At 69.8% G+C, this 26,066-nt stretch carries 21 protein-coding genes; 3 read left to right on the forward strand and 18 right to left on the reverse strand.

Going from position 1 to position 26,066, the window contains the following annotated elements; all coding sequences use genetic code 11:
- Positions 1-68 precede the first annotated feature (68 nt).
- Complete coding sequence (locus tag E5843_RS05615; RefSeq protein WP_136412072.1) at positions 69-1,130, forward strand: NADH:flavin oxidoreductase/NADH oxidase; 1,062 nt, start codon at positions 69-71, stop codon at positions 1,128-1,130.
- Positions 1,131-1,133: 3 nt separating this feature from the next.
- Here E5843_RS05615 and E5843_RS05620 read toward each other — a convergent pair whose 3' ends face one another.
- The 3 genes from E5843_RS05620 to E5843_RS05630 form a co-directional block, all read right to left on the reverse strand.
- Positions 1,134-2,093: an acetyl-CoA carboxylase carboxyltransferase subunit alpha gene (locus tag E5843_RS05620; protein ID WP_136412073.1), complete on the reverse strand. Its 960-nt coding sequence runs from the start codon at positions 2,091-2,093 to the stop codon at positions 1,134-1,136.
- Positions 2,094-2,170: 77 nt separating this feature from the next.
- Entirely contained in the window at positions 2,171-5,695 is a 3,525-nt protein-coding gene (gene dnaE / locus E5843_RS05625; protein ID WP_141065759.1) for a DNA polymerase III subunit alpha, read from the reverse strand.
- 147 nt (positions 5,696-5,842) lie between these two features.
- Positions 5,843-6,493 (reverse strand): hypothetical protein, encoded by a 651-nt coding sequence (locus E5843_RS05630; protein ID WP_134673084.1) that lies wholly within the window; start codon positions 6,491-6,493, stop codon positions 5,843-5,845.
- Positions 6,494-6,635: 142 nt separating this feature from the next.
- Between E5843_RS05630 and E5843_RS05635 the strand changes: the two genes are divergently transcribed.
- Positions 6,636-8,774 carry a winged helix-turn-helix domain-containing tetratricopeptide repeat protein gene (locus E5843_RS05635; RefSeq protein WP_141065760.1) on the forward strand — a complete coding sequence of 713 codons (2,139 nt, stop codon included), beginning with the start codon at positions 6,636-6,638 and terminating at the stop codon, positions 8,772-8,774.
- A complete protein-coding gene (locus tag E5843_RS05640; protein WP_136412075.1) occupies positions 8,758-9,186 on the forward strand; it encodes a hypothetical protein in 429 nt (142 codons plus the stop codon). The genes E5843_RS05635 and E5843_RS05640 overlap by 17 nt, the downstream gene beginning before the upstream one ends.
- 73 nt (positions 9,187-9,259) lie before the next feature.
- On the opposite strand, the gene E5843_RS05645 is transcribed toward E5843_RS05640, so the two are convergent.
- The 15 genes from E5843_RS05645 to rpsB all read right to left on the reverse strand — a co-directional run bounded on the left by E5843_RS05645 (position 9,260) and on the right by rpsB (position 26,056).
- Complete coding sequence (locus tag E5843_RS05645; RefSeq protein ID WP_136412076.1) at positions 9,260-9,901, reverse strand: ribonuclease HII; 642 nt, start codon at positions 9,899-9,901, stop codon at positions 9,260-9,262.
- Between the two features lie 161 nt (positions 9,902-10,062).
- Positions 10,063-11,289, reverse strand: coding sequence for a lipid-A-disaccharide synthase (gene lpxB / locus E5843_RS05650; RefSeq protein ID WP_141065761.1), 1,227 nt, complete (start codon positions 11,287-11,289; stop codon positions 10,063-10,065).
- 28 nt (positions 11,290-11,317) lie between these two features.
- Positions 11,318-12,106 carry an acyl-ACP--UDP-N-acetylglucosamine O-acyltransferase gene (gene lpxA, locus E5843_RS05655; protein WP_134673092.1) on the reverse strand — a complete coding sequence of 263 codons (789 nt, stop codon included), beginning with the start codon at positions 12,104-12,106 and terminating at the stop codon, positions 11,318-11,320.
- Between the two features lies 1 nt (position 12,107).
- Entirely contained in the window at positions 12,108-12,563 is a 456-nt protein-coding gene (fabZ, locus tag E5843_RS05660; RefSeq protein ID WP_134673093.1) for a 3-hydroxyacyl-ACP dehydratase FabZ, read from the reverse strand.
- Positions 12,560-13,582: a UDP-3-O-(3-hydroxymyristoyl)glucosamine N-acyltransferase gene (gene lpxD, locus E5843_RS05665; protein WP_141065762.1), complete on the reverse strand. Its 1,023-nt coding sequence runs from the start codon at positions 13,580-13,582 to the stop codon at positions 12,560-12,562. The genes fabZ and lpxD overlap by 4 nt, the downstream gene beginning before the upstream one ends.
- Before the next feature lie 17 nt (positions 13,583-13,599).
- Complete coding sequence (gene bamA / locus E5843_RS05670; protein ID WP_141065763.1) at positions 13,600-16,131, reverse strand: outer membrane protein assembly factor BamA; 2,532 nt, start codon at positions 16,129-16,131, stop codon at positions 13,600-13,602.
- 55 nt (positions 16,132-16,186) lie between these two features.
- On the reverse strand, positions 16,187-17,548 hold the full coding sequence (rseP, locus tag E5843_RS05675; protein ID WP_141065764.1) for an RIP metalloprotease RseP: 1,362 nt from the start codon (positions 17,546-17,548) through the stop codon (positions 16,187-16,189).
- Between the two features lie 50 nt (positions 17,549-17,598).
- On the reverse strand, positions 17,599-18,777 hold the full coding sequence (gene dxr / locus E5843_RS05680) for a 1-deoxy-D-xylulose-5-phosphate reductoisomerase (RefSeq protein WP_136412079.1): 1,179 nt from the start codon (positions 18,775-18,777) through the stop codon (positions 17,599-17,601).
- Positions 18,778-18,814: 37 nt separating this feature from the next.
- Positions 18,815-19,651, reverse strand: a complete 837-nt coding sequence (locus E5843_RS05685; protein ID WP_134673098.1) for a phosphatidate cytidylyltransferase — start codon at positions 19,649-19,651, stop codon at positions 18,815-18,817.
- Positions 19,648-20,445: a polyprenyl diphosphate synthase gene (gene uppS / locus E5843_RS05690; RefSeq protein WP_136412080.1), complete on the reverse strand. Its 798-nt coding sequence runs from the start codon at positions 20,443-20,445 to the stop codon at positions 19,648-19,650. Before uppS ends, E5843_RS05685 begins: the two co-directional genes overlap by 4 nt.
- 65 nt (positions 20,446-20,510) lie before the next feature.
- The gene (gene frr / locus E5843_RS05695; RefSeq protein ID WP_134673099.1) at positions 20,511-21,068 is read right to left on the reverse strand and encodes a ribosome recycling factor; all 558 of its coding nucleotides are present in this window, start codon (positions 21,066-21,068) and stop codon (positions 20,511-20,513) included.
- Positions 21,069-21,164: 96 nt separating this feature from the next.
- Positions 21,165-21,884: a UMP kinase gene (gene pyrH, locus E5843_RS05700; protein ID WP_134673100.1), complete on the reverse strand. Its 720-nt coding sequence runs from the start codon at positions 21,882-21,884 to the stop codon at positions 21,165-21,167.
- A 67-nt stretch (positions 21,885-21,951) separates the two neighbouring features.
- Complete coding sequence (locus E5843_RS05705) at positions 21,952-23,460, reverse strand: sensor domain-containing diguanylate cyclase (RefSeq protein WP_141065765.1); 1,509 nt, start codon at positions 23,458-23,460, stop codon at positions 21,952-21,954.
- A 781-nt stretch (positions 23,461-24,241) separates the two neighbouring features.
- Complete coding sequence (gene tsf, locus E5843_RS05710) at positions 24,242-25,120, reverse strand: translation elongation factor Ts (protein WP_134673102.1); 879 nt, start codon at positions 25,118-25,120, stop codon at positions 24,242-24,244.
- Between the two features lie 117 nt (positions 25,121-25,237).
- A complete protein-coding gene (gene rpsB, locus E5843_RS05715) occupies positions 25,238-26,056 on the reverse strand; it encodes a 30S ribosomal protein S2 (RefSeq protein WP_134673103.1) in 819 nt (272 codons plus the stop codon).
- Between the last annotated feature and the right edge of the window lie 10 nt (positions 26,057-26,066).

Consider the following 26,066-nt stretch of genomic DNA (forward strand, 5'->3'; position numbering starts at 1 on the left):
ATCCGCCAACCGCATCCCCCATGCCGGCGGCTTCGCTAGAGTGCCGTGTCCCCATGCGGAAGATCCTGATGAGCCGGCTGTTCGCACCGTTCGCCCAACGTTCCCTCGTCCTGCGCAATCGCATCGCGGTATCGCCGATGTGCCAGTACAGCGCCACGGACGGTTTGCCCGGCGCGTGGCATCTGGTGCACCTGGGCAGTCGCGCGGTGGGGGGGGCCGGCGTGGTGATGGCCGAGGCCACCGCGGTATCGCCGGAAGGGCGGATCTCGCCGTCCGATACCGGAATGTGGAACGTCGCGCAGGCGGAGGCGTGGGCACCGATCACCGCGTTCCTGGGTGCGCACGGGGCCGTGCCTGCGGTGCAGCTCGCGCATGCCGGCCGCAAGGCCAGCACCCGGGCGCCCTGGGAAGGCCGGGATGCGGTCCCGGTGGATGCCGGCGGCTGGCAGGTGGTGGCGCCTTCCGTGGGCACCTACGACGCCGGCTATCCCGAGCCTGCAATGCTGGATGCGGCCGGCATCGACAGGGTCATCGGCGATTTCCGCGCCGCCGCGCAACGCGCGCTGGAAGCGGGGTTCGAACTCGTCGAAATCCACGCCGCACACGGCTACCTGCTGCACCAGTTCCTGTCGCCACTCACCAACCGGCGCGACGATGCCTGGGGCGGCGGTTTCGAGCAGCGCATCCGGCTGACGCTGGAAGTAATCACGGCGGTGCGCGAGGTCTGGCCGGAACGCCTGCCGCTGTGGCTGCGGATCTCGGCTACAGACTGGGCAGAGGGCGGCTGGGATCCCGAGCAGAGCATCGCGCTGTGCAGGCGCGTGCGCGACGCAGGCGTCGACCTCGTCGACGTCTCCAGCGGCGGGCTGGTGCCGTGGCAGCGGATCGAGCTCGGCCCGGGCTACCAGGTGCCGTTCGCCGGTGCGATCCGCCGCGCCGCCGGCATCGCCACCGGCGCGGTCGGCCTGATCACCAGCGCCGCGCAGGCCGAGGACGTGCTGGCCCGCGAAGAGGCCGACATGGTGCTGCTGGGCCGCGAACTGCTGCGCGATCCGTACTTCCCGCAGCATGCCGCACGCGAGCTGGGTGTCGAGGCGCCGGTGCCCGTGCAGTACGCGCGGGCGTGGTGAGGCTCAGGCTGCCTCGTACGCCCCGTAGCCGCGCAGGCGCTCGTAGCGGCGCTGCAGGAGTTCCGGCATCGGCAGCGCTTCCAGCGCGTCGAGTTCGTTGAGCAGCACGGACTTCAGCCGGATCGCGGTCTGGCGCGGATTGCGGTGTGCGCCACCGATCGGTTCGCGGATCACCTTGTCGACCAGCCCGAGCCCGTGCAGGCGCCTGGCGGTGAGCCCGAGCTGCTCGGCGGCGTCGCGCGCCTTGCCGGCATCCTTCCACAGGATCGACGCGCAACCTTCCGGCGAGATCACCGAATAGGTGCTGTATTCGAACATCAGCGTGCGGTCGCCGACGCCGATCGCCAGCGCGCCGCCGGAGCCGCCTTCGCCGATCACGGTGCAGATGATCGGGGTCTTCAGCTCGGCCATCTCCATCAGGTTGCGCGCGATCGCTTCCGACTGGCCGCGCTCCTCGGCACCGATGCCCGGATAGGCGCCGGGGGTGTCGATGAAGGTCATCAGCGGCAGGCCGAAGCGTTCCGCCATCTTCATCAGGCGCAGCGCCTTGCGGTAGCCCTCGGGGCGCGGCATGCCGAAGTTGCGGCGCACCTTGGACTTGGTGTCGCGACCCTTCTGGTGGCCGATGATCATCACGCTGCGGCCGTTGATGCGGCCGAGGCCACCGACGATGGCGAGATCGTCCGAGTAGGCGCGGTCGCCGGCGAGTTCCTGGAACTCGTCGCAGATATGGTGGATGTAGTCGTGCGTGTACGGACGCGCCGGATGGCGGGCCAGCTGCGACACCTGCCACGGCGACAGGTCACGGAAGATCTGCGCGGTGCGGCGGCGCATCTTGTCCTGCAGCGCGTGCACTTCGTTGTCGACGTTGACCGCGGAACCGGTGCTGGCCTGGCGCAGCTCCTGGAGCTTCGCTTCCAGATCGGCGATGGGCTGCTCGAAGTCGAGGTAGTTGGGATTCATCGGCGGGACTCGGCCGGAAAAGTCGGACAGTCTAGCGTGTAGGTGCGATGTGGCCCGTACCGCGGGGTAGGGACCGGTCAGCCATTCGCCCACGGGCGCGACATCGCCACCCGCACGTGCACGCCGTCGCGGGCGCGCAGCGCGCCGATCAGGTCGGCGTCCACGCGCACCGAATGCGCGCCGTTGACTTCCAGCGTGCCGGCAGCGCCGGCGGGCACGGTGAGGTCGTAGCGCAACGGGGTTTCGCCGGGACGGTGGGCGTCGAGCAGGCGTTCGACGTCCTGCAGCAGGCCGGGCTTGCGCAGGTCCAGCCGCAGCGCGACACGCTTCGCGATCTGCGGGCACAGCTGCAGGTAGTCCCAGGCGCGGCGCGCGCGCAGCGCGAAGCCGCCGCTGAATTCGTCCTCGCGCAGGCCGCCCTCGACGATCAGGATGCGGTCGCGGGTGAGCAGTGGCGCGAACTCCTGCCAGGCCTCGGCGAAGAACGCGCACTCCAGCCGCCCATGCCCGTCCTCCAGCTGCACGAAGGCCTGGGTGTCGCCGCGCTTGCGCATGCCCACCACCAGCCCGGCGATGATCGTGGTCACCTCGGGACGCCAGCCGCCGCGGCCGGAATCGGGACGCGCCGCCCACACCGCATCCAGTTCGCCGAGGTGGTGGCCGAGCAGTTCGCGCAGCTCGGTGCGGTAGGGATCCATCGGGTGGCCGCTGAGGAACAGGCCCAGCGTCTCGCGCTCACCCGCGAGCAGCTGCGCCAGCGGCCATTCGCTGGTCCGGGGCAGGTCGATGTGGATCGGCGCCGATTCCGACGGCCCACCGAACAACGACACCTGGCCCGCGGCGCGCTCGCGCGCGAGCTGGTCGCAGGCCTTGAGCACCTCGGGCAGTTGCAGCATCAGCGAGGCGCGGTTGCTGCCCAGCGCATCCAGGGCGCCGGCCTGGATCAGCGCCTCCAGCGTGCGCCGATTGAGCCGCGCGCCTTCGCAGCGGCGGCAGAAATCGAGCAGGTCGGCAAATAGCCCGCCGGTCGCGCGCTGCGCGGCGATCGCCTCGCAGGCACCGCGGCCAACGCCCTTCACCGCGCCCAGGCCGTAGCGGATGGTGGCCGGGTCGGTGGCCTCGAACATGTACGCCGAGGCGTTGACGTCCGGTGGCAGCACCTCGAGCTTCAGCGCGCGCGCCTCGTCGAGGAAGCCGACCACCTTGTCGGTGTTGTCCATGTCCGACGACAGCACCGCGGCCATGAACTCGGCCGGGTAATGCACCTTCAGCCAGGCGGTCTGGTAGGCCACCAGCGCATACGCCGCCGAGTGCGACTTGTTGAAGCCGTACTCGGCGAACTTCTCCATCAGGTCGAAGATGCCGGTGGCGACCTTCGGGTCGACGCCGTTCTCCGCCGCGCCGGCTTCGAACTTGGCGCGCTCCTTGGCCATCTCCTCGGGCTTCTTCTTGCCCATCGCGCGGCGCAGCAGGTCGGCGCCGCCCAGCGAATAGCCGGCCAGGACCTGGGCGATCTGCATCACCTGTTCCTGGTAGACGATGACGCCGTAGGTGGGCTTGAGCACCGGCTCCAGCAGCGGGTGCGGATAGGTGACCTCGGCATTTCCGTGCTTGCGGTCGACCCAGTCGCGGTCCATCCCCGAGCCCAGCGGGCCGGGGCGGAACAGCGCCGCGAGCGCGATGATGTCCTCGAACGTATCCGGCTTCGCGCGCTTCAGCAGTTCGCGCATGCCGCGCGATTCGAACTGGAACACCGCCACCGTGTCGCCACGCGCGAACAGTTCGTAGGCGGCCCTGTCGTCGAGCGGCAGCGCGGCGATGTCGAGCGGTGCCTCTCCGCTGGCAGCACGGCGCACGTTGATCGCCTTCACCGCCCAGTCGATGATCGTGAGCGTGCGCAGGCCGAGGAAGTCGAACTTGACCAGGCCCACGGCTTCGACGTCGTCCTTGTCGAACTGGGTGACCGGGTTGCGGCCGCGGCCACCCTCGTCGTGTTCGGCGAACAGCGGGCAGAAGTCCGACAGCGGCGAGGGCGCGATCACCACGCCGCCGGCGTGCTTGCCGGCGTTGCGGGTGAGGTCTTCCAGCTGCAGCGCGAGGTCGATGAGGTCGCGCACCTCGTCCTCGTCCTGGTAGCGCTGGATGAGTTCCGGCGAACGCCAGGCCTCGTCGCTGCGCGACTTGTCGGTGCGGCCCATCGCGTCCGACAGCGAGATGCCGAGCACGTTGGGCACCAGCTTGGCGATGCCGTCGACCATGCCGTACGGATAGCCGAGCACGCGGCCGACGTCGCGCACCACCGCCTTCGCGGCCATGGTGCCGTAGGTGATGATCTGGCTGACGCGGTCGCGGCCGTATTTCGCGGCGACGTAGTCGATCACCTCGTCGCGGCGGTCCATGCAGAAGTCGATGTCGAAGTCCGGCATCGACACGCGTTCGGGGTTGAGGAAGCGCTCGAACAGCAGGTCGTAGGGCAGCGGGTCGATGTCGGTGATCTTGAGCGCCCACGCCACCAGCGAGCCGGCGCCCGAGCCGCGCCCCGGACCCACCGGGATGTCGTGCTCCTTGGCCCACCTGATGAAGTCGGAGACGATCAGGAAGTAGCCTGGGAACCCCATCTTGGTGATGACGTCGAGCTCGATCTCCAGCCGCTCGGCATAGCTTTCGCGGGTATGGCCGGCGGCCACCGGATACTTCGCCAGCCGCTCCTCCAGCCCGTCACGCGCTTCCTTGCGGATCCAGCTGTCGAGGGTGTGTTCGTCGGGCACCGGGAACTGCGGCAGGTAGTACGTGCCCAGGCCCAGTTCGACATTGCAGCGCTGCGCCAGCGCGACGGTGTTGTCGATCGCGTCGGGAATGTCCGCGAACAGCTCCGCCATTTCCTCGCTGGACTTCAGGTACTGCTCGCGGCTGTAGTCGCGCGGGCGGCGCGGATCGTCGAGCACGCGCCCGGACGCGATGCACACCCGTGCCTCGTGCGCCTCGAAGCCGTCGGCATCGAGGAAGCGCACGTCGTTGCTGGCCACCACGGGAATCCCGCGCACCGACGAGGCATGCAGGGCGAAGTCGTTGAACTGCGCCTCGCCATCGCGGCCGGTGCGGGTCAGTTCCAGGTGGAGGCGATCGTCGAACGCCGTCTGCAGGTCGGCCAGCCAGCCCAGCGCGAGCTCGTGCTTGCCGGTCGCCGCGAGCCGCCCGGCCTCGGTATGGCGGCCGACCAGTGCGAACAGGTCGCCGGCATGCGCCTTCAGCCAGTCCGGGCGCACCACCACGCCGTCGTTGCGATGGCCTTCCAGCCAGCCGCGCGTGAGCAGGCGCGAGAGGTTGAGGTAGCCGGCGCGGTTGCGGCACAGGAGCGTGACCGGATACGCGGGCTCGTCACCTGCGGCGACCATCACGTCGGCGCCGGCGATCGGCTTGACGCCGGCGGCCTCGCACTTGCCGTAGAAGCCGACCAGCGCGAACAGGTTGTTGCGGTCGGTCACCGCCAGCGCCGGCTGGTTCAACGCAGCGCAACGCGCGACCAGCTGCGGGATGCGGATCGTCGAGTCGGCGAGCGAGAACTCGCTGTGCAGGTGGAGATGGACGAAGCGGCTGGACATCGGACGGTGGTTGCGTCGACCCGCCAGCGTAGGCGCGTGGCCCGGGGGGGACAAGACTTGACAGTCCCCGGGCCGCGCGACGGACACCGGGCGCAGCCCGCATCATCCCGACGCCGGCCTGTCGCTGGCGGAACGCACGACACCGGTTCAGTGGACCTGGAAGCGCGCCCCGCCGGCGGGCACATAGCTCGACAGCCACACCCGGTCCCGATGCGCGTTCAGCGTCGCCTCGGCCAGGCGCGCGGCCTTCCAGTCGTTGCGATCGAAACGGAACGCGGTCTCCGGGCTGCCGAGCCACTGTGCCTCCAGCCGTCGCAGGCGGCAGAAGTCCACGAAGCCGGCGACCTCCGCCGCCAGCCGGGGCCAGGCGGCATCGATCACCAGCGCATCGTCGAGGCGACCGACGCAGGCGAGGTCGTCCGGAATCAGGTCGGCACTGTCGCCGAGGTAGGCAAGCACGCTGAGCGCAGGGGGCAGCATCGCCTCGTCCACGGCCCAGGCGCGGTCACCGACCATCGGTGCCAGCTGGCCGGCGAGATCGAGCCGGTGACGGATGCACGGTGGCGCGTCGTTGGCGCCGGCCGTGGCGTGGGCGAGGATCCGCGCGGCGGTGGCGATCTGGTCGGCCTGCAGCGGGTGGGAGCGTCCGAGCTGACCGAGCAGTGCGTTGAAGCTGTCGAGCCTGCCGGGGTCGAGCACGGCGCCGGCGACATGGCTGCGGCGGCATCGGCCGGCATAGGGTTGGGTGAGGACCTGCGGGAATGGCAGGGTCTGCGCGATTTCGTCGTTGGCATACATGAGGTGTGCTCCGGGAGAGGTAGCGCCGTGGACTCCGGCGCAATGCCAGCGTCCCGCACACGGCCGGCCCGGTCGCGATGGCGCCATGCGGGTTCCACACGGATTGATGACGGATCGATGAGGAGGCCATGAGGGTAGGACGATGCCGGACGAACACGCCGCAGGCGGGGCCGGCCACGGGCCGGAGCGCTACCGGTTCGGCGATTGCGTGGTCGACGTGCCGGCGCATGTCCTGGAGCGCGGCGGCGAGCCCCTCACGCTCGAGCCGAAGGCGTTCGCGGTGCTGGTCCATCTGTTGCGGCACGCGGGCGAGCTGGTGCTGCGCGATGCCCTGCTGGATGCGGTATGGGGCCACCGGCACGTCACCCCGGGCGTGCTGGCGCGGGCCATCGCCCAGTTGCGCCATGTCCTTGGCGACGATTTCCACCACCCGCACTGCATCCAGACCCAGCACGGCCTCGGCTACCGCTTCATCGCCGTGGTCGAGGTGGACGACGCCGCATCCGGGCCCGAGGGCGATCGCCCGGAGGAACACCCGCCGCAGCCGCCCCGCACCGCGCCGGCACCGAGGAGTCGTTGGGCCGGCTGGTGGCCGTGGCTTGCGGCCGTGGGATTGCTGGTCGCACTCGGCTGGTGGAGCCAGCGCGCGCCGGCACCGCGAGCGGCGTCGGTCGCCGTGCTGCCGTTCGCCAACCTCGGCAGCAACCGCGAGGACGACTACTTCGCCGAAGGCCTGGCTGTGGAGATGCACGACGCGCTTGCCGGCGTGCCCGGGCTGACGGTGGCCGCGCTGATGAGCCCCGGCGCGCTGGATGGCGAACGCGACCCCCGTGCGCTCGGCGAACGGCTGGGCGTGGCCGCCGTGCTGGATGCGAGCGTGCGCCGCGACGGCCGACGGGTGCGCATCAGCGCGCGCCTGGCCGACACCGCCACCGGCTACACGCTGTGGAGCCGCCATTACGACCGGGTGCTCGACGACATCTTCGCGACGCAGGGGGAGATCGCCCAGGACGTGGCCTCGGCGCTGGTCACGGTGATGCCCGATACCGGCCGCCGGCTCGAACAGCGGCTGGCACCGACCCGCAACGTGGCGGCGTTCGACATCTACCTGCGCGGCCTGCAGCACCTGCGCCGCAGCGGCGGCGAGGAGGATGCACAGGCGGCGATCTCGCTGTTCCGGCAGGCGCTGGGCGAGGACGCCGGGCTGGCCGCGGCGGAACTCGGCATCTGCCGGTCCGAGCTGTGGCGGTTCTCCAGTGCGCGCGATGCCTCGGCCCTGGGGCGGGCGCAGGCGGCCTGCGTCGCCGCGCAGCGGCTGGCGCCGGAGTGGCGCCGGGTCGACCTGCTGCTGGGCGACATCCACCGCCAGCGCGGCGAACCGGATGCGGCACGTGCGCGCTATGCACGCGCGGCGCAGGACCCGGGCCTGCTGGCCGAGGTGCACCTGCGCCAGGGCCTGCTGCACGACGCCGACGGGAACACCGACGCGGCCATGGCCGAGTACCGGCGCGCCCGCGCGATGCGGCCGGGCGACGCCTCGATCATCGCCAGGATCGGCTATCGCGAGTTCCTCGCCGGTCGCACCGGTCCCGCGATCCAGGCCTATCGCGAGGCGGTCGCACTGCGTCCGGAGGACGAGAACCTCTGGAGCAGCCTTGCCGGGATGTATCTCAATGCCGGCCGCCACCGCGAGGCGGCCGACGCGTTCAACCGTTCACTCGCGATCCGTCCGGGCAAGGAGGCCTACCTCAACTACGGCATCCTGATGTTCCAGTCCGGTGACTACCCCAGGGCCGCTGAACTGATGCAACGCGCGCTGGAGTTCGACCACGAGGACTTCTGGGTCTGGGGCGCACTGGCCGACGCCCTGCGGGCGGACCCGGTGACCGCGGCGCAGTCGGCGGCGCGGTACGAACAGGCACGCAGCCTCGCCATCGCCTATCTGGCGCTCAAGCCCGACGACGCCAAGGCGCAGGCGGCGCTGGGCTGGTACGAGGCCGCCCTCGGCCATCACCAGGCTGCGCGCCAGCGCGCGCTCGAGGCCGAGCGCCTCGGCGGCGAGCCGGGCGAAGTGGCCGCGATCAATGCGCAGACGTTCTCGCTCGCGGGCAGCACGGCCGAGGTGGCCACGCGCGTTGCCGCCGCCACCGCGGCCGGGGTACCCGCGCAACGGTTCGCCAGCAACCCGTTCGTCGATGCCGGCGTTGGCGCCGGCGTCGACTCCACCACGCCCGGAGCTTCCGGGCGCAACAAGGGAGAGCCGCATGCACAGGTTCATTGAGGTTCTGGTCGACCCGCAGGGCCGGGGCGCCGTCGACTCGCCGCTGCTGGACGTGGGAGACGACGTCGAACTGGTGTGGATCTGCCGGCAGGCCGGCGTCGGCCCGCTGCGGCTCCACGCCGTCGACGGCCGCGGCGATGACGACATCGAGTTCCTGCCGTTCGTCCCCACGGCACCGGAAGCGCTGCCTGCACCGGTAGACCGGCAGGACGGGTTCACGCTGGAGGCGAGCGCGCAGACTGTCGTGGTCATCAGCTGGCAGGCGCCGCGGGCGCAGAGGGCGCGATCGTGGGTCTATCGCATCGTCGCCGAGGACGCGCCGGTGGATTCACGTGACTTCGCCACCGGCGTGATCCATCTGTCGGCGTCCGCGTCCACCGCCGGCTCCGGCGGCGTCAGCGAGCCGCGCTAGCCACGCGCGGCGTGGAATGGCGGGGCAGCGCCAGCGGCGAGCCCGCGCACGGAGCGGGGCGACCTCGGGCCCGTCAGGCCGGGATCAGCGCGCTGTCGAACAGGTCGGCGCAGACCGGCGCCGGCGTCGCCGCCTGGCGCACCGGGGCGAAGCTGCGGCGGTGGATCACGCAGGGTCCGTGGGTGCGCAGCGCGGCGAGATGCTCGGGCGTGGAATAGCCCTTGTGGCGGTCGAAGCCGTACACCGGGTGGTCGGCATGCAAGGCCACCATCGCGCGGTCGCGCGCCACCTTGGCGAGGATCGACGCGGCCATGATCGCGCGGTCGCGTGCATCCCCGTCGACCCAGGCTTCCGCACGGCAGGGCAGGGCCTTGGGCAGGTGGTTGCCATCGATACGCGCCACGCAGCGCTCGCGTTCGAGCCCGCTGATGGCGTTTTCCAGCGCACGGCGCATGCCCTGCATGGTGGCGTGGAAGATGTTGATGCGGTCGATCTCGTCGACGTCGACCGACACGATGCTCCATGCCAGTGCGCGCTCGACGATGCGCGCATACAGCGCCTCGCGCCGTTCCGCGGTCAGCTGCTTGGAGTCGTTGAGGCCGTTGATGCGCGGCCGCGCGGGATCGAATACCACCGCGGCGACCACCACCGGCCCGGCGAGGGGGCCACGCCCGGCCTCGTCGACGCCGAGGATCCAGTCATCCGCCGTCGTCATGGGGCCACGCCCCGGGACAGGCGGCGCCGGCCACGGGCGCTGGCATGGACCGGAACGGAAATCGGGAGCGGGCGACGGTGCACGCGGGCAGGGTATCGGCGACGGTGCGGCGCGACAAGGACGGCGAACTGACTGCGTCAGCCGTTTCGCGTACGCATGGCTCAGCGGCGGTCGATCAGCGTTTCGATGACATCCGCCGCGCGCGCCGAGGCATCGCGGCGCAGGGTGCGGTGGATCCCCGCGAAGCACGGCTCCAGTGCGGCCGCCGCGGCCGGATCGTGCAGGAACCCCAGCACCGCGGCCGACAGCCGTTCCGCGGTGCAGTCTTCCTGGATCAGTTCGGGTACCACCGGCTTTCCCGCCAGCACGTTTGGCAGCGAGTAGGTGTCGACCTTGAGCAGCCCCAGCGCGCGCACGATCGCCGCCGTGGTCCGCGACACCCGGTAGCCCACCACCATCGGTCGCTTCGCCAGCAGGCCTTCCAGCGTGGCGGTGCCCGAAGCCAGCAGCACCACGTCCGCGGCCACCATCGCTTCGCGCGCCTGGCCGTCGATGATGCGCAGCGCGTCACCGCGTAGCGGGGAGGCGGCGGCGAGTGCGTCGAGCATCTGCCGGCAGGCGGGGTTGGCCGCGGGTACCACGACCTGCAGGCCGGGCATGGCGGTGGCGACGAGCGCGGCGGCGTCGAGGAACACCTGCCCCAGTCGCGCGACCTCGCCCTGGCGCGAACCCGGCAACACCGCCAGCACCGGACCCTGCTTCTGCAGGCCGAGCCGCTGGCGCGCGGTGCGTCGATCCGGTTCCAGCGGCATTTCGTCGGCCATCGGGTGGCCGACGAAGCGCGCATCGACCCCGTATTTCGCGTAGATCGGCGGCTCCATCGGGAACAGGCACAGCACCCGGTCCGCGCTGCGCCCGAGCTTCGCCGCGCGGCCGCGCCGCCACGCCCATACCGATGGACTCACGTAATGCACGGTGCGCAGCCCGCGCTGTTTCAGGCGCCGCTCGAGGCCGAGGTTGAAGTCCGGTGCATCGATGCCGATGAACACGTCCGGCTTCCAAGCGAGGATGCGTTGCTGCAGGCCGGCACGCAGGCGCAAAAGCCTGGGCAGGTGGGCGAGGACTTCCGTCAGTCCCATCACCGCGAGTTCGGAGGCGTCATGCCACGCATCGAAACCGGCACGACGCATCGCATCGCCACCGACCCCGGCGAACGTGGCCCCCGGGAAGCGCGCGCGCAGCGCGTCGACCAGGCCGGCGCCGAGCAGGTCCCCGGAGGCTTCGCCGGCAACCAGCGCGAAACGCGGTGCCCGCGGCAACGTGGCCGGGAGCGGGGAGTGAAGCGTTGCGGTGGCCGGAGAGGCTGCGGTCGTGGGCGTGGTGTTCACGGGCGCGCGTGGTTCCGGGCCGGGCCGGTCATCTTAGCAACGGCCGCTGTCCGGCTTCGACGAACGCGAGGAAGGCGCGCACGTCGTCACTTTCCGCAGCGAGTTCGGCGAGCCTTGCGCGCGCCTCCTCCAGCGAGCCGCCACCCATGTAGAGCGCACGGTAGGCGCGCTTGATCGCCGCGGTGCGGGCGGGATCGAAGCCGCGCCGCTTCAGCCCCTCGCTGTTGATGCCGCGCGGGCGGCCGTAGCCGTCCTGCGCCACCATCACGAAGGGCGGGACGTCGCCGTTGACGAAGGCACCCATGCCGATGAAGGCATGCATGCCGATCCGGCAGAACTGGTGCACGCCGACGAAACCGCTGAGGATCACGTGGTCACCGACCTCGACATGGCCGGCCAGCGTCGCGTTGTTGGAGAACACGCAGTGGCTGCCGACGATGCAATCGTGCGCCACGTGGGTGTAGGCCAGCAGCCAGTTGTCGTCGCCGATGCGGGTGATCCCGCCGCCGTCGCCGGTGCCGCGGTTGATGGTGACGAACTCGCGGATCGTGTTGCCATCGCCGATCACCAGCTCCACGCGCTCGCCGTGGAACTTCTTGTCCTGCGGTTCGCCGCCGATGGCCGCGTGGCCGTGGATGTGGTTGTCGCGGCCGATGCGGGTGGGGCCGTGGATGCTGCAGTGCGGCCCGATGCGGGTGCGGTCACCGATCTCGACGTCGGCGCCGACCAGCGTGAACGCGCCGATCTCGACGCCTTCACCCAGGCGCGCCCGCGGGTCGACGAACGCGCTCGGATGGATCGTCGCGCCCGCCGCCATGTCAGCTACGCGCCTCGGCGCAGAGGATCTCCGCGCAGGCGACTTCCTTGCCGTCGACGCGGGCGGTGCCGCAGTAGAGCGTCATGTTGCGGATCGCGCGCTTCAGTTGCACCTCGAGCTCCAGGCGGTCACCGGGCATCACCATGCGCGAGAACTTGGCCTTGTCCACCTTCACCAGGTATGACAGCCCCCCGCGCTGGGTGGCATCGAGGTCCAGATGGCTGAGCACGCCACCGGCCTGTGCGAGCGCTTCGATCACCAGCACGCCGGGCATCACCGGACGCCCGGGGAAGTGGCCCTGGAAGAACTGCTCGTTGCCGCTCACGCTCTTGTGGCAGAGCACGCGCTTGCCGCGCTCGTACTCGACCACGCGGTCGATCATCAGGAACGGGTACCGGTGGGGCAGCAGCTTCTGTACGCCGTCGTGCTCGATCGGCAGCTTGAATTCGTCGCTCATTCCTTTCCCTTCTCCAGCGCGCCGACGCGGCGCGCGAGCGCATCGAGTTGGCGGAAACGCGCGGCATTGCGGCGCCAGTCGCGCGTCGCCATGGCCGGCATCCCCGACGAGTATTCGCCCGGCTCGCTGATCGAGCTGGACACCATCGACATCGCGTGGACCAGCACGCGATCGCAGATCTCCAGGTGCCCGGCGATGCCGGCCGCGCCGGCAATCAGGCAATGGCGGCCGATGCGGGTGCTGCCGGCGATGCCGACGCAACCGGCCATCGCGGTATGCGCGCCGACGTGGACGTTGTGGGCGATCTGGATCAGGTTGTCCAGGCGCACGCCTTCCTCCAGCACGGTGTCGTCGAGCGCGCCGCGGTCGACCGTGGTGTTGGCGCCGATCTCGACGTCATCGCCGCAGACCACGCCGCCGAGCTGCGGCACCTTGATCCAGCGGCCATCCTCCATCGCCATGCCGAAGCCTTCCGCGCCGAGCACGGCACCGGGCTGGATCTGCACGCGCTTGCCGAGTCGCACACGCCGGTCGAGGGTGACGCGGGCGACCAGCACGCAGTCGATGTCGAGATGGCAGTCCTCGCCGACCACGCAGCCCGGGCCGACCACGCAACCGGCGGCAATGGTGGTGCGGGCGCCGATGCTGGCCAACGGGCCGACTTCGGCGCCCGGATGGACCTGTGCGGTCGGATCGACCACTGCGCTCGGGTGGATGCCGGGGCGCAACGGGCGTTTCGGCTCGAACAGTGCCGCGATCTTCGCGTAGGCCACGTAGGGATCGCGCGCGACCAGCGCGGTACCGGTGAACGCGGCCGCGTCGTCCTCGCGCAGCACCACGATGCCGGCACCGGTGCCGGCGAGCTGGTCGCGCAGGCGCGGGTTGGACAGGAAGCTGAGTTCGGACGCGGTGGCGCGCGACAGCGGCGCGACGCCTGTTACGTGGGTATCCCCGTTGCCGCGCAGTTCCAGCCCGAAGCGCCGCGCAAGATCGGCGGCGGTGTGGTGTTGCATGTCCATCGTCGAGTTGCGGCGCGTCAGAACGCGCCGCCGAAGCTGAACTGCAGGCGTTCGGTTTCGTCGCCGCGACGGATCAGGTCGCCCGCACCGCCGAACACGTCCTTCTGCGATTCCAGCGGAATCGCGTAGCTGATCGAGATCGGGCCCACCGGCGCACGCCACATCAGAGCGACGCCGGCGGAAATGCGCAGGTCCTTGGCGTCGAACGCGTCGAGGTCGCGGAACACGTTGCCGAAGTCGACGAACGCGGAGATGCGCGCGGCCGGCGAATCGAGCAGGGTGGGGAAGTACATTTCCAGCGAGCCCACGGTCTTCAACGCGCCGCCGATCGGCTGCAGGTAGCCGCTGCCTTCCGCGGACTCGCGCGGACCCAGGGTGTTGTCACGGAAACCGCGCACCGAGCGCGTGCCACCGGCGTAGAAGTTCTCGAAGAACGGCAGTCCGCTGGCAGTGATGGTGCGCAGGTAATCCGGCGAGCCCGGGCCGCACGGGTCGGAGGGGTCAGCGCCCGGCTGGACGATTGGCGGCGTGGCCGGATCATTGTCGTGATCGACCAGCACCGGCGGATTGAAGCAGACATTGCGGGTGACATCGTCGCCGTAGCTGTCGCCGTAGCCGACCTCGGCGCGGGTGTTGAGCACCAGGGCGCGGGTGATCGGCCAGTACTTCGAGAACTCGTAGTTGAGCTTGAAGAATTCGGCGGTCGAGCCCGGCAACGTGACCTCCAGGCCGACGCGCTGGTAGGTGCCGCGCGTGGGCTGCAGGAAGTCGTTGCGGCTGTCGCGCGCCCAGCCGAGCTCGGTGCGCCAGGAATTGAAGGTGCGCGAGCCGAACGCGTCGATGTAGTCGACGATGGAATCCGGGGTGGCGCCTCGCCAGGCGTAGATCTCGTTGCGGTCGATGCCGAACATCAGCGAGATGCTGTCGTTCTCGGTGATCGGGACGCCGAAGAACATCTGCGCCGCGGCGTTGGTCGAGGAGTACTGCGCGGTGTTGAACTCGGAGTTGTCGAACTCGCGCCACCACAGGTTGTAGCCCAGCGACATGCCGTCGTCGGTGAAGTACGGATTGAGGTAGGAGAACGCGTAGCGCTGCAGGTAGACGTTGCGGCTGGCCTCGATCGACACGCGGTTGCCGCTGCCGAGGAAGTTGTTCTGCGACAGCTGCACCGACGTGGTGACGCCGGCGAGCTGCGAATAGCCGAGGCCGAACACGAAGCTGCCCGACGCGGTTTCCTTGACGTTGAACACCACGTCGACCTGGTCGTCGCTGCCCGGGACCGGCTGGGTCTCGACGTTGACGCTGCCCGATTCGAAGAAGCCCAGGCGCTGCAGGCGCACCTTGGAACGGTCGACCGCGGCCTGCGAGTACCAGCTGCCTTCGAACTGGCGCATCTCGCGGCGCAGCACCTCGTCGGACGTACGGGTGTTGCCCTTGAACACCACGCGGCGCACGTTGACGCGCGGTCCCGGCACCACCTGCATGTTGATGGCCACCGTGCGGTCGTCGCGGTTCACGTCCGGAATCGGGTTCACCTGCGCGAACGCGTAGCCGATGTTGGACAGCGTGGCGACGATCGCGTCGGAACTCAGCTCCAGCAGCGCGCGCGAGAAGGTCTGGCCTTCGCGCACGAACACGCGCTCCTCGATCTGTTCCTTCGGCAGGATCGTGTCGCCGGTGACCTCGACGCCGGAGATCGTGTAGATCTCGCCCTCGGTCAGGCCGGCGGTGAGGTACATGTCGCGGCGATCGGGGCTGATCGCGACCTGGGTGCTGTCGATGGAGAAATCGACATAGCCGCGGTCGAGGTAGAAGTTGTTGAGCTTCTCGAGGTCGCCGGAAAGCTTCTCGCGCGAATACTGGTCGTCGCGGCGGTACCAGCTCAGCCAGTTGCTCTCGGACGACTCCCAGCTGTCGGTGACCGTCTCCTGGTCGTAGGTCTCGTTGCCGACCAGGTTGATGTGGCGGATCTTCGCCGCCTTGCCTTCGTCCACCGCGATGGTCACGTCGACGCGGTTGCGGTCGAGCTGCGAGACGGTCGGGGTGATGGTGACGTTGTACTTGCCGCGGTTGTTGTACTGGCGGGTCAGTTCCTGGGTCACGCGGTCGAGCGCGAGGCGGTCGAAGGTGTCGCCTTCGGACAGGCCGATGTCGGCCAGGCCACGCTGCAGGTCTTCGGTCTTGATGTCCTTGTTGCCGGTCAGCGTGAGGCGGTTGATCGCGGGGCGCTCGGTGACCGCGACGACCAGGATGTCGCCCTGGCGGCCGACCCGGACGTCCTCGAAGAAGCCGGTGCGATACAGCGCGCGGACCGCCTCGCCGACCTGGGCCTGGTCGATGGTGTCGCCACGCTCGATCGGCAGGTAGGTGAACACCGTGCCCGCGCCGATGCGCTGCAGGCCGTCGATGCGGATGTCCGAGACGGTGAACGCGCCGCTGGCCGCCGGCTGCGCGGAGGGCGCCTGCGGCATGGTCTGGGCCCAGGCGGGGGCGGTAAGGGCCGCGGACAGGGCAAGTGCAAGCAGGCGGCGGCTGGGAATTCGCGTCATCTAAAACGTCCGTTGGGGAAGCGCCCGCGGGGGCCGCGGGGCGGGGTTCGTGCGGTCAGCGTTGCACCAGTTGCAGGATGTCGTTGTAGAACGCCAGCCCCATGAGGCCGGCCAGCAGCACCAGGCCGACCGTCTGGCCGGCCGCCATCGCACGTTCGCTGACCGGGCTGCCTTTGACCAACTCGATAAGGTAATACAACAGGTGTCCGCCATCCAGCAGCGGGATCGGCAGCAGGTTGAGGATCGCCAGGCTCAGCGAGAGCAGCGCGAGGATCGTCAGGTACCAGGCAACGCCCTGCTGCGCATAGGCATTGGTCGCGCGGGCAATGGTGATCGGGCCCGCCACGGTGTTCTCGACAGCAATCCGGCCGGTGAACGCGCGCCCGATCATTCCGACCAGTTGCCCGGTGAGGTGCGCGGTTTCGCGCAGCGCCGCCGGTACCGCCTCGAGCGGCCCGTAGCGCTGCAACGCGTCCTTCGCTGGCACTTCGGCGCGTGCCGATTCGATGCCGAGCGCCCAGAAGTCCCCGCGGGCGGCGTCCTGTACCAGCCGCGGCGTCACCTCGAGCGCCAGCCGATCGCCGTTGCGCTCCACCTCGATCATGGCCGCGCCACCGCGCTCTCCCAGCGCCTGCACCAGCGGGCCGATCTGGTCGAAGGTGGCGACCGGGCTGCCGTCGACCGCGGTCACGCGGTCGTCTTCTGCCAGCACACCCCAGGCGGCGGAGTCGGGATGGACCCGGCCGATCACCGGCGGCGCCAGCAGGTGTCGCGGCAGCACTCCGACGGCCGGCAGCAATGCGCGGTCGTCGAGGTCGGGCGCCAGCTTCGACAGCGCCAGCACGCGTTCACCGGCATTGCCGTTGGCATCGACCACCTGCAGACGGACGTCGGCGCGGTCGAGGGCGGCCGGCAACAGCGCCATCTGCACTTCGTTCCAGGTCGGCGTGGCGCGCTCGCCGACCGCTTCGATGCGGTCGCCCCGCGCCAGCCCGGCCTCGGCGGCGACGCCCTGCGCATGACCGACCACCGGCGCATAGTCCGGCCGGCCGACGACGAACATCGCCCACAGCAGCGCCACGCACAGCAACAGGTTGGCGGCGGGACCGGCGGCGACGATCGCCATGCGCTGGCCGACCGACTTGCGGTTGAACGCCTGCGAAGCCTCGTCCGCGGCGACCGGGGCTTCGCGCTCGTCCAGCATCTTCACGTAACCGCCGAGCGGAATCGCGGCAATCGCGTACTCGGTGCCGTCGCGTCCGCGGCGCATCCACAGCGGGCGACCGAAGCCGATCGAGAAGCGCAGCACCTTGACCCCGTTGCGCCGTGCCACCCAGTAGTGGCCGAACTCGTGGAAGGTGACCAGCAGGCCCAGGCTCACGATGAGCCACCAGACCGAACCGAAGAAATCGCTCATTGAAGCGGGCTCATTGACGCTGGCTCATGGTGGCGGGGCGCATCGCCGGCTCATGCGCGGGCATGGCGCGGCAGGGCCTGGGTGGCATGGTGGCGTGCCTGCGCGTCCGCCTCGCGTGCGGCCTCCAGCGAAGCGATCTCGGCCGGGGGCAGCGCTGCGAGCGCGGACTCGACGATGGCGGGAATGCTCAGGAAAGCGATCCGGCCCTGAAGGAAGGCTGAAACCGCGACCTCGTTGGCGGCATTGAGCACCGCCGGCGCCGAACCGCCGGCGTCCAGCGCCTGCCGGGCGAGGCGCAGGCAGGCGAAGGTGTCCATGTCCGGCTCCTCGAAGTCGAGCCGCCCATGGGCGATGAGGTCCAGCGGTGGCACGCCCGACGGAATGCGGGCCGGCCAGGCGAAACCGACGGCGAGCGCGGTGCGCATGTCGGGCAGGCCGAGCTGGGCCAGCGTGGAACCGTCGGTGTATTCCACCAGCGCGTGGACCAGGCTCTGCGGATGCACGACCACGCCGATGCGGTCGTTGCCGAGGCCGAACAGGTGATGGGCCTCGATCACCTCGAGCCCCTTGTTCATCAGCGTCGCGGAATCGACCGAGATCTTCGGGCCCATCGACCATTTCGGATGCGCCACCGCCTGTGCCGGGGTGATCGATGCAAGCGAAGCGCGGTCGCGGCCACGGAATGGCCCACCGGAGGCAGTCAGCACCAGGCGCTCGACACCAGCGCTGACGCGACCATCGGGCAGGCACTGGAACAGCGCGTTGTGTTCGCTGTCGATCGGCAGGATGCAGGCGCCGGCCTGGCGTGCGGCCGCCATCACCAGGTCGCCGGCCATCACCAGCGATTCCTTGTTGGCCAGCAGCAGCCGCTTGCCGGCGCGTGCAGCGGCCAGGGTGGAGTCGAGGCCGGCGGCGCCGACGATCGCCGCGACCACGCTGTCGCAGGCGTCGCCGGCCACCAGCTCACAGAGGGCGTCGTCGCCCGCATGCGCATGCGTCGAAAGACCGGCCGCGCGCAGGGACTCGCACAGAGCGCCGTACAGGGCTGGGTCGGCGATCACCGCATGGGCCGGACGATGCTGCACGCACAACGCGACGAGTGCATCGACGTTGCGGCCGGCCGCCAGCACGCTGGCCGACAACTGTTGCGGATGGCGGGCGATGACGTCGAGCGCGGAGCTGCCGATCGAGCCGGTCGCGCCCAGGACCGCGACGCGTTGCCGCTTCATCGCGTGCCCGGCTGCGCGGACGGTGCGCGTTGCATGGTCAGAATCCCAGCCAGATCTGGCCGATGGCGAACACCGGCAGTGCGGCGATGACACCGTCGACGCGGTCGAGCAGGCCACCGTGCCCCGGGATCAGGTTGCCGGAATCCTTCATCCCGACCTGGCGCTTGAGCAGGCTCTCGAACAGGTCGCCAACCACCGAGAACAGCACCGCGATCAGCGCCACCAGCACCACGCCCCACAGCTGCGTGGCGGGGGTGCCGAGCAGCAACGCGCCGGCCAGTGCCACCACGAGGCCGGCGAGCAGTCCGCCCAGCAGGCCTTCGACTGTCTTGTTGGGGCTGATCCGCGGCGCCAGCTTGCGACGCCCGAATTTCCGGCCGGCGAAATAGGCGCCGGAATCGGCGGCCCAGACGATCATCAGCGCCACCAGCAGCCAGCCGGCCCCGGCCGGCTCGCCGGCGTGGACCAGGCCGAGCGCGGCCCAGGCCGGAATGATCGCCGCGGTGCCCGCGGCCAGCTTGAAGATCCGTGCGCTGCCGGAGCCGGTGCTGCCGAATTCGAACTGGCGCAGCCAGATCATCGCCAGCAGCCACCAGACGATGCCGGCCACGCACAGCAGCTTCAGCAGCACCAGCGATCTGCCGGGGTCGTTGGCCGATGCCCAGACCACCGCGACCATCAGCAGCAGGTTGGCCAGCAGCAGCACGCCGCGTGCGGTGGTGTCCTCCACTTCGGCCAGCCGGTACCACTCCCACAGCGCCCCGAGGAACAGCACCGCGGCCATCGCGGCCATCCAGGGAGTGGGCAGCAGCAGGACCGCGGCGATCGCCAGGGGCGCCATCACCAGTGCGGCGAGCACGCGGGTTCGGGTCATGCGTCGAGGGTGTCCGTGTCGGGTGGGGCGGGTGCGGCGACCTGGGCGCTGGTGAGCCCGAAGCGCCGCTCGCGGGCGGCGTAGTCGGCCAATGCACGGTCGAGCACGGCCGCATCGAGGTCGGGCCACAGGGTATCGGTGAACCACAGTTCGGTATAGGCCAGCTGCCACAGCAGGAAGTTGCTGATGCGCACGTCGCCACCGGTGCGGATGAAGAGATCCGGCGGCGGCAGCTCGGCCAGGGCAACGCGCGTGCCCAGCAGCTGTTCGTCGATGTCTTCGGGGCGCAGCCGGCCCGCGGCCACGTCTTCGGCGAGCGATCGCGCCGCCGCGGCGATGTCCTGGCGACCGCCGTAACTCACCGCGATGTTGAGCGCGAGGCGTGCGTGGCGTGCGGTGCGCGATTCGGCCGTGGCCATGCGCGCCTGCAGCGCCGGCGCAAAGCGCGTGCGTTCGCCGATGAAGCGGATGCGGATGCCGCGACGGTCGAGTTCGTCGATCTCGCGGTCCAGTGCACCCATGAACAGCTTCATCAGCGCGCCGACCTCGTCCTCGGGGCGACCCCAGTTCTCGCTGGAGAACGCGAACAGCGTCAGCGCACCGATGCCACGTGCGACGCACCAGTCGATGCAGAGGTTGACCGCGCGCGCACCGGCACGATGGCCGATCGCGCGCGGCCGACGGCGTCGTGCCGCCCAGCGGCCGTTGCCGTCCATGATGATCGCGAGGTGCCGTGGCACCCCGTCGAGGCGTTCGTCGCCGGTGACGGCCGGATCCTGCGGGTCCGGGCGCATGGGCGGGGCCCGGGTATCGCCCGGCGCTGGTGTCTGTCCGATCACGACCCGCGACTGACCGGTCCTCAGACCGCCATCAGCTCCTGTTCCTTGGCCTTGACCACGTCGTCGACGTCCTTGATCGCCTTGTCGGTGAGCTTCTGGATGTCGTCCTCGCTGCGGCGCTCGTCGTCTTCCGAGATCAGCTTCTCCTTGAGGAGTTCCTTGACCTGCTGGTTGGCATCGCGGCGAATGTTGCGGATGGCGACCTTGGCGTCCTCACCCTCGCCGTGCACGACCTTGGACAGCTCGCGACGACGCTCCTCGGTGAGCGCCGGCAGGTTCAGGCGGATGGTGGTGCCAGCGGTGTTCGGCGTCAGGCCGAGATCGGAGGCGAGGATCGCCTTCTCGACGGCCGCGACCATGGGCTTTTCCCACGGCGTGATCGTGAGCGAGCGCGCGTCGCTGACGGACACGCTCGCGACCTGCGACAGCGGCATGTCGGAACCGTAGTAGTTCACCTTCAGGTGTTCGACCAGGGCGGTCGAAGCGCGGCCCGTGCGGACCTTGACCAGCGTGTGGCGAAGCGCGTCGACGCTCTTGGCCATGCGGGTCTGGGTGTCTTTCTTGATATCGTCGAGCATCGCCGGCTCCAGCTGCGGTCGGGAACCGCGGGATTATACGTGCACCGCGCAGCGCGCCGGGACCCGTGCACGGTCCGGCCGCATCCGGTGCACGGATCAGCGGCCGGTGACGAGGGTGCCGATCGCCTCGCCGCGCAGGATGCGCAGCAGCACGCCGGGCTGGCTCATGTCGAACACGCGCATCGGCAGGCTGCTGTCGCGGGCCAGCGCGAACGCCGCGGTGTCCATCACCTCGAGCCCGCGCGAGATCACTTCGTCGTAGGTGAGCTGCTCGAAGCGCACGGCATCGGCATGCTTCTTCGGATCCTTGTCGTAGACGCCATCGACCTTGGTCGCCTTCAGCAGCAGGTCGGCGCCGATCTCGATCGCGCGCAGCGCAGCGCCCGAATCGGTGGTGAAGAACGGGCTGCCGACGCCGGCGGCGAAGATCACCAGCCGGCCCTTCTCGAGGTGGCGGATGGCGCGACGACGGATGTAGTCCTCGCAGACGTCGTTGATCTTGATCGCGCTCATCACCCGCGCCTTGGCGCCGAGCTTTTCGAGCGCGTCCTGCATGGCCAGCGCGTTGATGACGGTGGCCAGCATGCCCATCTGGTCGCCGGTGACGCGGTCCATGCCACTGGCGGCGAGCCCCGCACCGCGGAAGATGTTGCCACCGCCGATGACCAGCGCGACTTCCGCGCCGGCGTGCTGGGCTTCGATCACCTCGCGCGCGAGACGGCCGATGACCTTGGGATCGATGCCGTAGTCCTCGTCGCCCATCAGGGCCTCGCCGGACAGTTTGAGCAGGACGCGGCGATAGGCGAGTGTGGACATGCGGGTCTCGGGGTGGGTAAACCGGCAGGATTCTAGCCGATCGCCCGGTGACCGCGACGACGACGCGCTATGCCGGATCTGGCGAGTACTCCGCGCGCGCCTGCATCGCCACCTGGTTGCGACCCTCGCGCTTTGCGCCATAGAGCGCTTCGTCGGCGGCGGCCAGCATGGCGTGCGCATCGACGAAGCGGGCATCCTCGCCATGGGTGGCGAGGCCCGCGGAGAAAGTGATGTGGATGCCCGCCCCATCCACCGTGGCCAGCGGGCAGGCGGCGATGTCGGCGAGGATGCGCTCGAGGATCTGCTTGCCGCGCTCGGCACCGCAACGGCGCAGCACTACCAGGAATTCCTCGCCGCCATAGCGGGCGAGCAGGTCGCTGGCGCGGAGCATCCGCATCAGCGCCTGGCTGAACTCGCGCAGCACGGTGTCGCCGACGAGGTGGCCGTAGCGGTCGTTGACCAGCTTGAAGTCGTCGAGGTCGATGAAGGCGATCGACAGCGGCTCGCGACGGCGTTCGGCTTCCTCGAACGCCTGCTGCAGGACATCCTCGAGCTGCCGGCGGTTGTAGGCGCCGGTCAGCGGGTCGCGCCGCACCAGGTCGTCGAGCTCGCGCGTGCGTGCCTTCAGGCGCGTCGCTTCCCGCACCGCCAGCTGCAGGTCCTCGCGCTCGAGCAGGTGGCGGATCATCGCCAGCTCGCGTCCCTGCTGCTCGATCTCGCGCGCGTGTTCCTCGCGATGGATGCGCACGTCGAACAAGGCCGACATCTCCGGCGCCAGCGCGGACAGGCGTTCCAGCAGCGTCTCGATATCGAGTGGTTCCACGTCGAGTGCCACGGCCACCTGGTCGAGCTGTTGGCGGGCGTGGTCGTCGTCAGGGCGGATCCAGACATCGGCCAGCAGGCCGGCCGCCACCACGCAGCCGAGGGTGCGATCGCCGGTCTCGATGGTCTCGCTGCCACGGATCATCCGCTGCAGGTAGCCCGACAGTCCCCAGCGGCCGGCGAGCCAGGCGCCGACCTCGGTATGGTCGCCGCCAAGGTGGTCGCGCTCGACTTCCAGCCGCTCCGGGCCCTGCAACGGCACCTGCGGCAGTTCCGCGTACCGTTCGGGCATGGCGTGGAGCAGGGCGAGGATGCCGATGTCCTGCAGCAGGGCGCCGAGCATCAGTTCCTCGGGGCGTTCGAGCTGCAGCCGCTCCGCCAGCAGGCGGGCCGCCATCGCCGCGAGCGCGCTGCGCTGCCATACGCGTTCGTGCATGCCGGCCAGCGCGTGGTCGGGCTGCAGCGTGCGGGCGACGACGAATCCCAGCGCCAGGCTCAGCGCGGCGTTGAGCCCGAGCAGCGCGAGCGCCTGCGAGAGCGTGTCCACGCGCCTGCGGTGTGCACTCGCATACAGCGGCGAATTGGCGATGCGCAGCAGGCGCGCGCTCAGTGCAGGATCAAGCGCGATGGCATCGGCGGCCATGGCCAGGTCGGTCGCGGGATCCTCCGCCAGCTCGATCATCCGCAGCGCCACGCCCGGAAGCGTCGGCAGCGTCCGGCAGTGCGAGAGCAGGGAAACCAGTTCGGGGTGCATGGCTGTGGTCGGTATGCGTCGACAGACATATCGGCGCGTTCCGACGAACCTTTAGCGCGCGGGTGATGCGCGTCACGCCAGTGGAGGGCGGTTGTTCATGCAGGCGAGTGAGCCAGAGCCAACAGGCGTGGGACATTCCGCGCACGCCCGTCAGAAGACGCGTCTGCAGGTGTTTGCTGCGCACGGCTGCGGCATCACCGGCTCGAGAACGGTAAGCAAATGTGAAGTTTTCCGATCGCGGCAGCTTTCATAGCAGTCCGGGCGGCCCGCCGCGGCCCCAGGGGGATGTCCAGCCGGATATCTCCGCGTCCTGCTACCACATCCGGCCGCCGGCCATCCATGGCCGGCTCTGGACATCCCCCTGCGTCCGCGGCGGGCCCCGGGCTGTCATCCCGTCTGGGAGAAAGGGCGAAGACCGAAGGGGGCGTCCTGGCAGGCGACGCCGGCTGCGGCCGCGGTTGCTGTCCGTGCCGGAGCCGGCGGACGTCTGAGTCCGTCGCGTGCACCGGGGGGTGTGCGGACAGCCGGCCATGGATGGCCGGCGGCCGGCCGTGGTAGCTGGACGCGGACTTCGGCCGGGGAAGCACATCCCCCGGTGCGGGCGACGGGCAGCGCGAAGCCCACCGGAGCCGCTCTGCTCGTCGCCTCCAATGCCGGGATCCAGGGAGCCCGGACGCAGCGGAGAGCTCTCCACCGCCGGTTTCGGCAAGGGCAAGGTTCGAACAAAGAAAAAGCCGCGGAGGTCCGCGGCTTTTTCCGGTACGGCGCGAAGCGTGACGCGTCAGGCCAGGCCGGCCTGCTTCATCACTTCGGCGGCGTAGTCTTCCACCACCTTCTCGATGCCTTCGCCCACGGCCAGGCGCTGGAAGCCGACGACTTCGGCGCCGGCGGCCTTGAGCACCTGCTCGACGGTCCTGTCGGTGTCCAGCACGTACGGCTGGCCGGCCAGCGTGACCTCGTTGACGATCTTGGCGATCTTGCCGCTGATGATCTTCTCGAGGATCTCGGCAGGCTTGGCCTTGTCCTTGTCGGACATCTTCGCCAGTTCGATTTCCTTTTCCTTGGCGACGAAGTCGGCCGGGACGTCGGCGGCGGTGTTGTACGGCGGGTTCATCGCAGCAACGTGCATTGCCAGGCCGCGGGCCAGCTCGGCATCACCGCCCTTGAGCTCGACCAGCACGCCGATGCGGCCGCCGTGCACGTAGGCGGCGGTGTTGTTGCCGCTGTCGACGCGCGCCATGCGACGCACCTGCACGTTCTCGCCGACCTTGGCGATCAGTGCGGCGCGGGCTTCCTCGACGCTCTCGCCGGACGCGAGCTTCGCGGCCTTGAGGGCTTCGACGTCGGTACCGTCCACGGCCAGCGCGGCAGCGGCCACGGCTTCGGTGAAGGCAAGGAAGTTCTCGTCCTTGGCCACGAAGTCGGTCTCGGAGTTGACCTCGACCAGCACGGCACGACCGTCCGCCTGCGCGGTGGCCACGCGGCCTTCCGCGGCGACGCGGCTGGCCTTCTTGTCGGCCTTGGCCAGGCCGGACTTGCGCAGCGCTTCGGCGGCTGCGTCGACGTCGCCATTGGCTTCGGTGAGTGCCTTCTTGCACTCCATCATGCCGGCGCCGGTGCGCTCGCGCAGTTCCTTGACCAGGCTTGCGGTGATTTCCATCGGATACCTCGGAGATAGCGGAATGGGGTCGCGGGACGGAGCAACCGTCCCGGTGCGGCGCGGCCCGGAGGCCGCGTCGCGGGCCGCCGCAGGTGGCGGCGGCCTGCCGGCGCTGCCTTACTCGGCGGCCGGTGCCGGCGCGGCGGCTTCGTCGGCTTCGTCGGCCTTCTTGCCCTTGCGTGCGGCCGGCTTGCGGCCACGGCCTTCACCACCCTCGGTGAACTCTTCCTCGCGCACGGTGGCGGCGGACGGAGCGGCGGCCTTGCCCTCGAGCACGGCGTCGGCGGCGGCGCTGGCGTACAGCTGCACGGCGCGGATGGCGTCGTCGTTGCCCGGGATGGCGTAATCCACCAACTCCGGGTTGTAGTTGGTGTCGACCACCGCGATCACCGGGATGCCGAGCTTCTTGGCTTCCTTGATCGCGATGTCCTCGTGGCCGATGTCGATCACGAACAGCGCGTCAGGCAGGCGGGTCATGTCCTTGATGCCGCCCAGCGACGCCAGCAGCTTCTCGCGCTCGCGACGCAGGCCGAGCACTTCGTGCTTGACCAGCTTGTCGAAGGTGCCGTCGGTTTCGGCGGCTTCCAGCTCCTTCAGGCGCGACACCGACTTCTTCACCGTGGCGAAGTTGGTCAGCGTGCCGCCCAGCCAGCGCTGGGTCATGTACGGCATGTTGCAACGCTCGGCTTCTTCCCTGATCGCGTCGCGCGCGCTGCGCTTGGTGCCGACGAACAGGATGATGCCGCGCTTCTGCGCGATACCCGAGATGAAGTTCATCGCGTCGTTGAACAGCGGAACCGTCTTCTCGAGGTTGATGATGTGGATCTTGCCGCGGGCACCGAAGATGTACTGCGACATCTTGGGGTTCCAGTAGCGGGTCTGGTGGCCGAAGTGGACGCCGGCCTCCAGCATCTGGCGCATGGTGATCTGGGGCATTGCTGTGACT

It is taken from the genome of Luteimonas yindakuii (assembly GCF_004803715.2).
In the GTDB taxonomy this organism is placed as follows: domain Bacteria; phylum Pseudomonadota; class Gammaproteobacteria; order Xanthomonadales; family Xanthomonadaceae; genus Luteimonas; species Luteimonas yindakuii.